The organism is Ruegeria sp. N8 (genome assembly GCF_056531325.1).
This window is the reverse complement of record NZ_JBQFLQ010000005.1, coordinates 96,268-109,874: the sequence shown is the minus strand read 5'-3', so window position 1 is coordinate 109,874 and position 13,607 is coordinate 96,268. Positions and strand designations below refer to the sequence as shown.

Below are 13,607 nucleotides of genomic sequence, written 5' to 3'. Positions count from 1 at the left end.
GACGGCAGAGACCGACAGAACGGTCAAACGAAAACGGGCGGGAGAATTCCCCGCCCGTTTTTTTGTCTACCCGTAGACGATATTGGGTAACCACGTCACAACCCACGGGAACATCATACAGATGACCAATCCGACAATCTGCAGGAACAGGAAGGGCAACGCCGCCTTGAAGATATCCGTCATCGGAATCGACGGTGGGGCCACGCCGCGCAGATAGAACAGCGCATACCCGAAGGGCGGCGACAGGAAGCTCATCTGCATGTTTACCAGGTAGAGCACGCCAAACCACAGCACGAGATCGTTAGGGTCATCAAAGCCAAAGGCCGCAGCCCCCAGCGCCTTGATGATCGGCACAAAGATCGGAACGCACAGCAACAGGATGCCGACCCAGTCCAGGAACATCCCCAGCACCACCAGCAGGATTTGCATGACGATCAGGATACCCCAGGGCCCCAGACCTGCGCCTTGCATGGTTTCCTGCACGAATTGCTGTCCACCCTCCAACACGTAGAGACCCACAAAGATCGTGGCGCCGAACATGATCCAGATCACCATGGCCGAGGCTTTCAGAGTGGTCAGACATGCCTCGCGCACGGTGGGCCAGTCCAGCTTGTTGTGGATCGCCGCTACGATGAAGGCACCAAAGGTGCCGATACCCGCCGCCTCAACCGGGGTTGCAACGCCCGAGAAGATCACGCCCAGAACAATCACGATCAGCGCAATCGGAGCGGACATTTTGCCCAGCAGGCGCATTTTTTCTCGGTTCGAGATGCGCTCGTCAACCGGGATTGGCGGGCCAAGGACCGGATTGATATAGGACCGAACCACCACGTAGATGATGTACATGCCCGACAACATCAGGCCGGGAATGACCGCGCCGATGAAAAGCTCCCCAACCGATTGTTCGGCAACAACCGCGTAGATGATGGCCAGAATGGAAGGTGGGATCAGGATGCCCAATGTCCCCCCGGCCATGATCGAACCCATAGCGATCTTGGCGTCATAGCCGCGTTTCAACATGGCGGGCAGGGCAATGATCCCCATTGTCACCACAGCTGCGCCGATCACACCGACCATAGCCGCCAGAACGGTCGACGCAATAATCGTCGCCGCAGCAAGGCCGCCTTTCAGACCGCCAAGCACCTTGTAGATCACATCGAACATATCGTTGATGATCCCGGCCCGTTCCAGCATTGACGCCATGAAGATGAACAAGGGAATGGCGGATAGCTGATAGTTCGTCATCAGCGGGAAAATCCGGCTGGGTACGATATTCAGCGCACGCGCATCCCCCAGAACGAACAGAAACACACAGGCCAGGCCTCCGGTCACAAAGGCCAGCGGGAGGCCTGCCATTAGCAGAACCAGCAGCGAGCCGAACATTACGAGCGTCAACAGCTCGATGGACATATCAAGACCCATCGGTCAGTACCCCCGTGCAATCGTTCGGATGTCTTTGGATAGTTTCGACACCCCTTGCAAAATCAACAGAACCGCGCCCACGACCATCATCCATTTCATTGGCCAAAGCGGGATTTCCCATTCGTTAAAGCTGATTTCGCCCCAGCGGATGTTCGGATCGGTCCAGTCGCCGAAGGTCAGTGCGCCGAACATCTGGAAGAAGCTCATCTCGCCCCGCGCCCAGTCTGAGACGACGGAGTTACCGGTCGGAACGGCAATCGCGTCCATCGCGAAGATGTAGGATGTCACCAGGAGGGTTCCGGCGAAGATGAAGAAGAAAATCGAAGTGAACAGGTCCGCCCACGCGCGCTTCGGCTTGGTCAGCGGTGCATAGAAGATGTCCACACGCACATGGCTTTCGGTCAGCATCGCATAGGACCCGGCGATCAGGTACTGCATCCCGAACATCAGATACATGGATTCATGCGCCCAGTTGGTAGGGGCGTTGAACACGTAGCGGACGATCACTTCGTAGTAATAGACGAATACGGCAATCACGGCCCAATAGCTGACGAACTCACCTGCATAGAGAGACAGGCGGTCAATCCAGTTCTCGGCATAATCCTGATCAGCCTTACGGGCACCGGGGTCCATTTCCGCCGCGCGGGCTGCGGTTTCTTCGTCGATCTCCATCTCGGGCTCATGTGGATCCGCAGCCGCCTTGACGCGCGCACTGGCCACAAGGCGCGGCAGCATCAGCGCATCAATCGCCAAGAAGGCGAGGATCGTGAAGAACGCATAGCGCGCTACCGAGCTCCAGAAGGCACGATCAGCACCGGCAATTTCGGCCAGCGGTTGCGCCTCAGCCAGCGCTGCCTCGGATTCCGCAAGCCGTTCGCGCCCGGTCTCAATAGCTTTTTCCGCCCGATCCAAAGCGCGTTCTGCCCGGCGTTTTTGCAGCGCAGTGCCATTTTGCGCGGCCTCAGCGGCGGCGCGCAGATCTTCCAGCCCTTCTTCGGCAGTGGCGACCCGTTCGGTTTCGCGCGTGATCGTGCGTTCGGCCTGACGGACGATATTGACCGCGTTCGAGAATTCGTTGCGGGCCGTACGCTCTTCGCCATTGGCGAACAGGATCAGCAGGAAGACCGGTAGATAGACCAACCCCAGCAGGCTGCGCAGGTAGAAGCGGTGCAGACCCAGCATTCCCCCAGTGACAAGGATCAGATAGCCCAGCGGCAACCCATAGGTGCGCTGTTCAGGTTGGGCTTTGCGCGCCAGCACCATGGCCAGGGCCGGGAAAGCGATTAGCCCGACCCAGTATAGCCAGTGCGGCAGCGTGAAATCGACGCTCGGCATAGTACGTTCCGAATTCCAAAGAAAAGGCACGTCCGCGCGAAATTCGCGCGGACTTTTGATTAGGCTTCAGCGGATTACAGGTCCAGTGTATAGCCTTCGATCATTTCAGGCGTCACATAGCCCAAGGAACCCGACATCATGTAGTCAAGTTGGATCTTGAAGACACGCGCCGCGTCTTTGTCGCGGTTGGCATATTTGAACCAGATTGGCACGGCGACTTCGGTCATCAGCTCGACATCGTCCTGAGACAAGCGTGTGATTTCGGTGCCTTCTGCTTCGAACTTTTTCCAGGCTTCCTGATCGGCGGCCTGAATGGCGGCGTGATGCAGATCGGAATAGACGTGAGTTTCCATTTCCACGAATTCCTGCATCTGCGGGCTCAGTTTGTCCCATGCGGCCTTGCCCACGGTGATGTCCATGATGTCGACCGGCTGATAGACCGACATGAAGCCCGGAGGACCCATCACAATATAGTCCGTCACCTGACTGAAGCCCAAGGCGTGGTTCACGGCCGGACCCACAAAGTCTGCCACGTCGATAGTGCCTTTTTCCAGCGCCGGGAAGATTTCCGAGCCCGGCAGAACGGTTGTTTCAGCGCCCAACTCCGAGAATACCTCGGCCACCATACCGCCCGGCAGGCGCATTTTACGGCCCGCGAAGTCGTCAACCGACCGGATTGGAACTTTCGAGTGGATGATGTTCGGCCCGTGATGCACCGGTCCGACAAAGTGCAGACCCTGACGGCCTAGCAGCTCGCGCGCGATATCGATCCCGCCCAGGCCATAATAGAACGTGTCGTATTCATGCGGTTGGCGCAGACCCAGCGGGTACGAGCTGAGGAACACTGCGGCGGGAATGATGCCCTGATAGTAGATGGTGAACGGGTTGATGGCATCAAGCACGCCATTTTTCACCGCATCTGCCAATTGGAAATCCCCAACCACGTCATTGGCACCAAAGGCCTGGAAGGCCAGCTCACCGCCGGTTTTTTCTTCGATCGTGGCGCACCAGTCCTTAAAGGTCTGCAACCCGATTCCGCCGGGCCAGGATGTCTGGATCTTCCAAGTGGTTGTCTCACCTGCTGCGGTGGCGATATGCGGTGCAGCCAAAGTTGCCGCCCCGGCACCGGCAAGGGTGCGAAACGCGCTGCGGCGTGTAATCAGTTTATTGGTCATTTGATCCTCCCATAGATCATCACCATGCTTTCGCAGAAAACATGCTGATAGCTAGAGAGCATAGAGGAGACTTTAGGAATTGGTAATATTTTTTTTCCAATTTAGAAATCTCTCACCGTTCCGTGATTGCTCCAACGAAAAAATACTGGCTGACTATTGGCTGGGGACGGTTAGTTTGTGCCAGTCGAGGTTGAATTTCTGCAGGTATTTCCGCAGCCTATCCGCATCGTTCTGCGTGCTGCGCTTTTCCCGTGAGACCGAAAACAACGCCCGACCCGCCGCGCTGAGATTGGGCGTGCGTTGACATGTTCGGATGACATTCGCCAATTGCACCAGGTCGAAAGGATCAATGTCACGCGTGGCTGATCCCAAAATACCGCGCACCAGCGTCTGGTCGCTGTCTGAGGTCGAGGATGCCCAATCTTGTAGCAGCGCGGCTGTCTCATCCTCGACCATTGTTCGGGTGATCCGGCCCCGCGGGGCCAGTGTGCAGAGGCGTTTCACCAATCCGCTGAAGTCGCGGAAATTGCCCGGCCAATGGGTCGATGGGTTGGTGGCGAACTGTATGAACTTCTCGCGCGCGTCGATGTTGAAGCCGACCTGAATGCCCAGGCTGCGCTCCGACCGTGCGAGTTCATAGTGAAGGTTGGCCTCGATATCCTCACGCCGGTCGCGCAGGGCGGGCAATCTGAAGTTCCACATGCTCAGGCGGGCAAGCAAGTCAGGGCGAAAACGTCCCTCGGCCGTCAACGCACGCAGATCGTGGCTGGCACCTGCGATGACCTGAAACCGGCTGGACACCTCGTGATCCGATCCAAGTGGGTAAAACCGTCCGGTCTCGATCGCGCTGAGCAAGATGGATTGCTCGGACCAGCCTAATTCATCAACTTCGTCCAGAAACAGGACGCCGCCATCTGCTTCACGCAGCAGCCCGCCACGTTCGGTCCCGGCCTGCCCCAGATAGCTGCGTCGCTGGCCGAACAGGGTGGCCAGCGCATCGGGGCCGTTAAGCGTGGCACAATTGACATGGACTAGTCGTCCCTTGACCCTGCGCCGATCCAGTTTGAGGTTGTAAATCCGCTGAGCCAATTCCGTCTTGCCGGTCCCGGTCTCGCCCAGCAGCAGGATCGGTTCGTCCGAGTTGCTGGCAACCAACTCAATCCGGTCGATCAAGGTGTTATATTGCGCGTTTCGTGTTTCGATCCCGCCTTTTAACTGGTCGCTATATTCCCGCGAGAGCTGGTCAAAGCGCTGTTGCAAAGCGTTGTAGCGGCTCAGGTCCAGATCAATGACATCGAATTTCGGGGTTGGATCCTCCGGGCCGGGCGGGCCGGTCTGGATCAGCCGCGCCGGGACATGGCGACTTTCTGTCAGCAGGAACCAGCAGATTTGCGCCACATGCGTCCCGGTGGTCAGGTGCACATGATACTGCTCGCGGTCTTCGTCAAAGCCATAGGCGCGGGCAAAGTCAAACAGCTTGCCGTAGACCTCTTGGAAGTCCCAGGGGTCATCCAGATCCATCTGTTGCAACAGGACCTCGGTCTTGGGCGATATCTCGGCGATCTCATGTTTGACCTGATGGGCGAGCCGGTTGAACTTGCGGTCGTGCAACAATTCGAGCCGATGCACAGGAAAATGATCATGCGATGTCAGGCTGGGCGTCGGCTTCCAGCGCCGTTTTTTGCCCATATCTAGCTGCGTACCAAGAAACCCGATGACCACATTCTTCATGGTATATCCAATTCTATAATATAAGATACAAAAGTATAATATCGCGAGTTTACGCGTATCGCAAATCGCCGATTACTATATTATAAACAACAGCTTATACTATTTTCACTTTTTTCTCTGCGCTTTGGCTGGACCATGAGAAAACATCCTCAAGACAAAACGAGGATAGGAAAATGGCGAACAAATCCGTGTTTGCATCGTTGAAAGGCCGGTTGCTGCCGAAAGCAACTGCGAAGAACGCCCATGGCGCGCCGGCTTTTGCATATTCAGATGCCCATGCTCTGGCGCAGGTCGCCGTGACGGGAACGTTTGGCGGCATGTTCTATCAGTCGCCGCAGGAAGAGTTGGAATACGTTCTGGATGTGGCTGAGACCGTTGAGCCAAAGTACTTGGCGCAGGCTGCGATCTATGCCCGCCAGTCGGGGTACATGAAGGACATGCCTGCTGTCTTGTTGGCTGTTTTGGCCCGGCGTGATCCGGTCCTGTTTCGGGCGGCTTTCGCCCGTGTGGTCGATAACGGCAAGATGCTGCGCACGTTCGTGCAGGTTGTCCGGTCGGGTCAAACGGGGCGTAAGTCTCTGGGGTCGGCACCGAAAGCGATGGTCCAGACCTGGTTGAACACCGCCTCTGACCGGGCGCTGCTGAATGCCAATATCGGGAATGACCCGTCTTTGGCGGACGTGATCAAGATGGTGCACCCGAAACCGGCCTCGGCCGAGCGGGAGGCGCTGTTTGCCTGGATCGTCGGGCGGCCGTGCAATCTGGCACGGCTGCCGCAGGCCCTGAGGGATTGGATCGCGTTTCGGGAAACCGGCAAGGGTCCGTTGCCGGACGTGCCGTTCCAGATGCTGACGCAACTGGAACTGACGCAGGTCCAATGGGCGCGGATTGCGCGCAAGGGCTCGTGGCAGATGGTTCGTCAGAACCTGAACACCTTCCAGCGTCACGGCGTTTTCGACGTGACCCGCAACGTGGATCACGTGGCTGCTTTGCTGCGCGACCCAAAAGCCATCGCCAAGGCTCGGGCCTTTCCGTACCAGTTGATGGTGGCTGCGCAAACCGTGGTGCCGGATATGCCGCGCCTGATCGTGGACGCGCTGCACGACGCGATGGAGATCGCCGCGCAGAACGTACCGCAGGTTGCGGGGCAGGTGGTTGTGTGCCCAGACGTGTCAGGGTCGATGACGTGGTCCGTGACCGGGTATCGTCCGGGGGCGACCTCGGCCGTGCGGCATGTGGATGTGGCGGCGCTGGTGGCGGCGTCCTTCCAACGGGTGAACCGTGGGTGTCAGGTGTTGCCGTTCGATTTCGATGTGCGTGATGTGCGTCTGGAACCGCGCGACACGATCCTGACCAATGCCGAGCGTCTGGCCGCACTGGCCGGTGGCGGGACGAACTGTTCCGCGCCGCTGGCCTGGCTGAACAAGCGCGGCCGCGCACCGGATCTGGTGGTGTTCGTGTCTGACAACCAGTCGTGGGTGGATGCCCGGAATGGTGGTCAGGGCACAGCGATGTTGAAGGAGTGGGAGGTGATCAAGCGTCGCAATCCGCAGGCCAAGCTGGTCTGCATTGACATCGCCCCATACGGGACCACTCAGGCGCAGACGCGTGCCGATGTGTTGAATGTCGGCGGGTTCTCGGATGCGGTCTTTGACCAGATCGCGGCATTTGCCAGCGGTCAAACCGGCCCGGATCATTGGGTCGCTGAGATCGAAAAGATCGATGTATAAACAAGGCTCGGGCAGTGCGCTGCCCCGGCCATCAGAACAACATCAGGCAGAATGCCGGTGGGACTACATCGCTGTTACCGATCCGCGCCCTGACCAGGGCGTGGTCTCATCACCCCTTGTCTGCCTGACCCGAACGAAAGGCATGTCTCGGCGAATGCCGGTGGAACTACAGATTGTTAATCTCCAGGTCGCGGGTTCGAATCCCGCTCGTCCGAGCCCCACGGGGGACGGACGGTAGCTCAGTTGGGTAGAGCAGGGCGTTTCACCAAACTCTTGTCGTCGAGACCCAAAACGAAAGGACACCCCCGGCGAATGCCGAAGGAACTACATGGCACCTCAGGGACAGGTCGAGCGGGTTCAACTCCCCTCCGTGCCGGCGCCCAGACGGCAAACGCATCTGCCCATTCAGATGCGGGGCGGGCCTCCCGAACTGTTTCTTCCCAACTTGTCGCCGGGGCCTGAATTTGAGTGAATATGATGATGGAAAACACATTTGATCCCGTAACGGGCGAACACCTGAAAGACTGGGGGCATCGCCCTGGCAAGCAATTCCCCGTCCTGTTGGCGCGCGCGAATGAGATGCGGGCCGAAGGCTTCGGTCTGGTGCGCATCCGGCAGGAGCTGGAGGGTGAGATCCTTCCGACTCCGCCTACGCTGGATCTGCGCGCGCCCGGTGAGGTGCCGTTTCACGAAAATATCGACGCCAGCGATCCGGATGAGGAGGACAACGTCGAGAAAGTCCGCGAAACGATGACCGCGCTGATGCGGACCCCGACGATTGAGGCCGGGGCGATTATGCCCGATGCCTGTCCGGCTGGTCCGGTCGGCACGATCCCGGTTGGCGGCGTCGCGGCGGCGCGCAATGCGATCCATCCGGGGATGCATTCGGCCGACATTTGCTGCTCGGTCATGATCACTGATCTGGGCAATGCTGACCCAAAGGCCGTGCTGGATGCGGCGCAGTCAGCGACCCATTTCGGACCGGGTGGTCGGCCGCAGGGCAAGCGCTTCACAACCTCGCTGAAACTGCTGGATGCGTTCCGTGAAAATCCGTTTCTCGACAACCCGAAATCGCTGCGTATGGCGCAGGAGCATATGGGGACGCAAGGCGACGGGAACCATTTCCTGTTTGTCGGCCGGTCGCGCAAAACCGGGCGGACGGCGATTGTGACCCATCACGGTTCGCGCGGGCCGGGGGCTGTTCTGTATAAGAACGGCATGACCGTCGCGCATCGCTTCCGCAAGGAGCTGTCGCCGGGTACGCCGAAGCAAAACGCCTGGATTCCAGCTGACACGCAGGAAGGGCGCGACTATTGGGATGCCCTGCAACTGATCCGCAAATGGACCAAGGCCAACCACAACGCGATCCATCAGGCAACGGTTGAGGCCGCGCGAGTGGGCGATGTCGGGAACCGGTATTGGAACGAACATAACTTCGTCTTCAAACGGGGCGATCTGTTCTATCACGGCAAGGGCGCAACCCCGGCGTGGGGTGACTATGCCGCGGACGCGACCGGGCTGACCCTGATCCCGCTGAACATGTCCGAGCCGGTGCTGGTCGTGCGCGGCAAGGATGCAGGCCACGGTCTTGGCTTCAGCCCACATGGGGCGGGGCGGAATTTCTCGCGTTCCGAACATAAGCGCCGGATGGGGTCTGTTACGCCGGATGAGATGTTGAAGGCGGAAACCGAAGGTCTGGATATTCGCTTCCATGCCGGCGGTGTGGACGCCTCGGAACTGCCGTCCAGCTACAAAAGTGCGGACAGTGTTGTAGCGCAGATCAAATCCTATGATCTGGCCGAAATCGAGGATTATATCGACCCCTACGGCTGTATCATGGCAGGTGATGTGCCGCCTTTCTGGATGAACAGGAAGAAAGGCCGCCGCTAAAGCAAGGGCCGAAGTGTTCAACCACTTCGGCCCTTGTTCTTTAAGATCGGTTCCTCAGAACGACCAGCGAATGCCCGCAAGGAAATTCGGTCCCTGCGCATCGCTGCCAACCTCGTGCGAGGCGTTGGCCTCGAACTGCATGTTGGGGATGAACTCATGCTCATATCCAATCAGAACACTCCCGCCCGAGAAGTCGGTGGCCGCAAAGCTGAGGCTTTGGGTTGAGCCAAAGACAGTGACATCCGCATCCGAGTCGCCCAGACCCTGCCGGACAACGCCGGAAAGCTGACCGACCAACACGCCGCCTGTGTTCAGAGCCTTGGAGGCTTCGACACCCAAGCGGACCTCAATCACGTCAGTTGTGGCGTCGTCCACGGTCGCGTTCGCAGATGAGCCGGTTTCGGTGTAGCTGTCATCCTCTTGCCGGGTATAGCGGAGGTCGCCAAAACCGGTCAGGCCGATGGTGCCTGTGGTCTCGAAATCCCGCTCGACACCGGCGTAGACCGTCAGCAAGGTGCTGTCGAAATCGGCATCCGCATCAGCGCTGCCTGAAATCTCGCGCGTGCGGTCGGTGGACAGCCAGCCATAGCCCAGCCCGGCCTCGACCGTATAGGCGCCGATCTGACGTCCGATTGAGGCGTCGATATAGAAGCCGTCCGTGTCAAAATCGGTGGTGTCGGTGTCGCCATCCGTGCGGAACACGCCCAGCCCAAAGGCCAGCGCGGTGCCATTGTCCAACTGTCCCGAAAAGCCGACGCTACCGTTGATCGCCGTGACATCCGTATCAATGCCCGGCACATTTTCGAACCGGCGTGAGGCCGCGTCGAGATGCACATAAGGACGGAAGCCACCAATACTCAGACCCGAGACATTGCCGGTTTCAGCATTGCGTGTGACCTGCGCAGCCTCATAGCGCAGCGCGCCGTTCGAGCTGCCGATGAGAGTGCCGTAATAGGCTACGATATCGGCCGATGTCAGAATTTCGGCCGGATCGACAGCGGCATAGACCGGTGCTGGGCCACCTTCATCCTGCACGAACCATCCCGACCGGCCGTCCGAGATAATCGTGTTGAAATCCTCTGTTCCTGGCGCAGCATCTTCGAAAAAGAACACCGAGCTGCCGCCTTGGGCGAACAGATTGACCTGATGATCTTGAACACGGATCAAGCCGTCGACATTGTCCTGAGTGTCCAGATTCAGCGTCCCGGTTCCCGAGCCCAAGAAGATGGCATAGGCATCATCTGTGTCCGAACGCGCCGAGATAGAGCCAACCTCGGTAATCTCGCCGTCGAAATTCTGGATGTTCAGACCAAAGGCCTCGGAAGTGTCGCCGCCCGAAGCAGCGGCATTGATCACGCCAGTATTGGCGAATGTGCCCTGCAAATCGGCAATAAACACACCACTGGCGTCGGCATCACCGGTTCCGTTTGCGATAGCGGCGACTGCCGTCAACTGGCCCGAGTTGGTGACTGCGTCATTGTAGACCCCGCCCAGAGACAACGCCTGCGCCGTTGCACCCAATGCGCCGGTGGCAGACGCAGAGACATTGCCGGTATTACTTGCGGCTGCATCGCTGCTGTTGCCCGTGAAAATACCCTGCGACAGCGCTTCATCGGATTCTGAAATCGCCGTGGTCGAGATCGTACCCGAATTGGCAAAACTTCCCGTCAGTCCACCATTCGCGACAATGCCAGTTGCACGGGCCGAAGAAAGGGCCGAGGCTTCGGCAATCAGGGTGCCGTTGTTGGTCAGCACGCCATCAATTCCGCCATTCACAAGCAGACCAAAGGCGAGACCGTCGCCGGTTTCGGCTGATCCATTGGCCATGATTGTGCCTGAGTTGGTGAAATCTCCGCCCAACCCATTATTGGTCACGAAAACCCCGGCAGCGACACCCAGAGTTTGTCCGTTGGATTCAACAGTAAGCGTGCCCGAGTTTTCAATATTTCCGGTCATGCCGTTGGCAATAAACGCCCCGAAAGCAGAGGCCGAGGAGCCACCGGACAGATTGTCCGCTTCGGCGCGGACGGTGCCGGAATTGACAAAGTCGCCATTCAAGCCGCCGCTGATGTCGATGGCGGATGCAAAGGCGTTGGTCGATCCTTCGGCCCGCACGTTCAGTGTGCCACTGTTTTCGATCTGTCCTGTCGAGGTGCTCGTGATATCCAGGGCATGGGCGCGGGCCGACCCGGTGCTGGCCTCGGCCATTGCCGTGATTGTCTGGGTGTTCAGGAAGTTACCGTCAAACGGCCCGCCGACAATAAAGCCTGTAGCCACCGATGTTTGCGCCGCACTGGTTTGAGCGGCAATCGTGCCAGAGTTCGTGATGTCCCCATCGACCCCGCCAAAGGCGCGCAGGCCGAAGGCGCGGGCCTCGTTCGTGCTGCCAACGGCCGACACCATTATGGTACCGCTGTTGCTGAAACTGCCAACCATCCCGTTGGTGATCGTATAGCCCCCGGCAGTTGCGGTCGAAAACGCTTCGGCCTGAATACGCAGAGTGCCAGTGTTGGTGATTGATCCGGTCAGGGTGTTGCGGATATCGGCAGCCGCCGCAAAGGCCGAGAAATCGCCCTCGGCTTCGACTGTGATTGTGCCGTCATTGATGATGTCACCGTCCATTCCACCAAAGACGCGCAGGCCAGAGGCCGTTGCCTCGGAGGTATCGCTTGTCACATTGATCTGAAGCGTGCCGGTGTTGGCGAAATTCCCGGTCAGCCCGTTGCGGATGTAAAAGCCGGTGCCAGATCCCTCGGAGGAAGCGTTGACCTGGATCATAAGCGTGCCAGTGTTGCGAATTTCCCCGATCAAGCCGCCATTGATCGTCAGGGCCCGGGCTTCGGCCGAACTACCCGTGGCGCTTATGGTGATCGTGCCCGCATTGGTGAAATCACCGTCCATTTGTCCGCTGACAAACAGGCCAAAAGTCTCTGCCTCGGACGCGGTGGAGTCAGAGGCCAGCAGAATGGTGCCCGAGTTTTCGAAATCGCCGTCGAAATCGCCGCCTAGATAATAAGCCGCTCCGCTGGCAGATGCCGTCCCGGTGCCGCGTGCATCAATCGTCCCGCTGTTGGTGATGTTGCCAACCGTGTTGCCCTCAACATAGACAGCCGCGCCATCAGCGCTGCCCGAGGTCGTTTGCGCCGTTGCGACGATGGTGCCCGAGTTGATCAGGGCACCGTTCTGGTCGCCTTCGACATGGATACCCCAGGCAATCGCGTCATCCGCTGAACCATTGGCCAGAACTGAGATAGTGCCGGTGTTGTTGATGTCGCCGTTTACATCGGTGATCACCTCAACCCCGATGGCATAGACATCGTCCACCCCGTCCGTGGCCGTAGCGCTGATCGTGCCCGAGTTGGTCAGATTGCCGTTCAGGCTTCCTTCAAACTGAAAGCCGAAGGCCGAGGCCTGTTCGCCCGTCTGGGCTGTGACTTGGATCGTACCGGCATTGTCGATGTCTGTTTCGGCGGGGTTCACGAACAGAAACCCGGCCGCAGCCACGTTTTCAGTCGGAACCGACGAGGACTGTACCAGTATGTCCCCGTTGTTTTTGATCGTCGCCGTTGATTGAGCAACACCGTCGACCACAGTTCCAATCGCCAATGCGACGGCATTGTCGCTGCTGACATTGACGTCGATTGTCCCGTTGTTCTGATATGTTCCGGCAAGATCGTCGTCAAACAGGACACCAAGGCCAAGTGCGGACCCATTGGCGTCGATATCAATGTCGATCGACCCGTTGTTGATAACCTGTCCGGTTTCACCCAGATCTCCGTTTAGCTCCAGGCCGAACCCAAGTTGTTCTCCGGGGGCGGGGCCCGAGATCGTTCCGTCATTGGTAAAGACGCTGGTGTAATCGGTGTTGATCTGCACGGCGGGGCCAGAATCCGCGGTCAGATTAACAGCCCCGGTTTCGGTGATCGTTATGTCCTCGTCGATGAGAAAGTCCGCCGGGGTCGTCTGCGGTGCAGAAATGACAACATCCGCAGAAGCAACAGTTGCGCAAGCGCTTACCGCTATCGAGGCCAGGAATACCGAAGGCGCGACACTGGCCACCCGGCCCTTCCACTTCACAACACGACCGCCTCTTGCCACACGTGCCGGCGTGTGCTGCTTTGCGCAACTATTCATTGCATACCCCCAAAGATGAACTCGTTAACGATATGTTAACATTAGTAGCCAAAGCGAGTTGGGGGCGTAAATGGTGGAAAGTGTTTAGTTGGAAAATTTTGTCAGATTGCAATTTTGCAACAGCGGTCTTCGTATTGCGACTTCAAGATGCCCATCGAATCTTCTGGTCAACAAGCGTCGGAAAACGTTG

The 13,607-nt window shown here is 58.4% G+C and carries 7 protein-coding genes; 2 read left to right on the top strand and 5 right to left on the bottom strand.

What is annotated here, in order from left to right; genetic code table 11:
• Positions 1-66: 66 nt before the first annotated feature.
• From ACR0C5_RS11900 to rtcR, 4 genes are all read right to left on the bottom strand, one after another.
• Positions 67-1,410: a TRAP transporter large permease gene (locus ACR0C5_RS11900; RefSeq protein ID WP_480876772.1), complete on the bottom strand. Its 1,344-nt coding sequence runs from the start codon at positions 1,408-1,410 to the stop codon at positions 67-69.
• 15 nt (positions 1,411-1,425) lie between these two features.
• Positions 1,426-2,757, bottom strand: coding sequence for a TRAP transporter small permease subunit (locus ACR0C5_RS11895; RefSeq protein WP_170789970.1), 1,332 nt, complete (start codon positions 2,755-2,757; stop codon positions 1,426-1,428).
• 74 nt (positions 2,758-2,831) lie between these two features.
• Positions 2,832-3,932, bottom strand: coding sequence for a TRAP transporter substrate-binding protein DctP (dctP, locus tag ACR0C5_RS11890; protein ID WP_170773413.1), 1,101 nt, complete (start codon positions 3,930-3,932; stop codon positions 2,832-2,834).
• Positions 3,933-4,085: 153 nt separating this feature from the next.
• Entirely contained in the window at positions 4,086-5,663 is a 1,578-nt protein-coding gene (rtcR, locus tag ACR0C5_RS11885) for an RNA repair transcriptional activator RtcR (RefSeq protein ID WP_480876769.1), read from the bottom strand.
• A 173-nt stretch (positions 5,664-5,836) separates the two neighbouring features.
• Here rtcR and ACR0C5_RS11880 point away from each other — a divergent pair, with 173 nt between their 5' ends.
• Positions 5,837-7,393 carry a vWA domain-containing protein gene (locus ACR0C5_RS11880; protein ID WP_480876766.1) on the top strand — a complete coding sequence of 519 codons (1,557 nt, stop codon included), beginning with the start codon at positions 5,837-5,839 and terminating at the stop codon, positions 7,391-7,393.
• 477 nt (positions 7,394-7,870) lie between these two features.
• A complete protein-coding gene (locus ACR0C5_RS11875) occupies positions 7,871-9,283 on the top strand; it encodes an RtcB family protein (RefSeq protein WP_480876763.1) in 1,413 nt (470 codons plus the stop codon).
• A gap of 54 nt (positions 9,284-9,337) precedes the next feature.
• On the opposite strand, the gene ACR0C5_RS11870 is transcribed toward ACR0C5_RS11875, so the two are convergent.
• Positions 9,338-13,360, bottom strand: a complete 4,023-nt coding sequence (locus ACR0C5_RS11870) for a beta strand repeat-containing protein (RefSeq protein WP_480876760.1) — start codon at positions 13,358-13,360, stop codon at positions 9,338-9,340.
• Positions 13,361-13,607 lie beyond the last annotated feature (247 nt).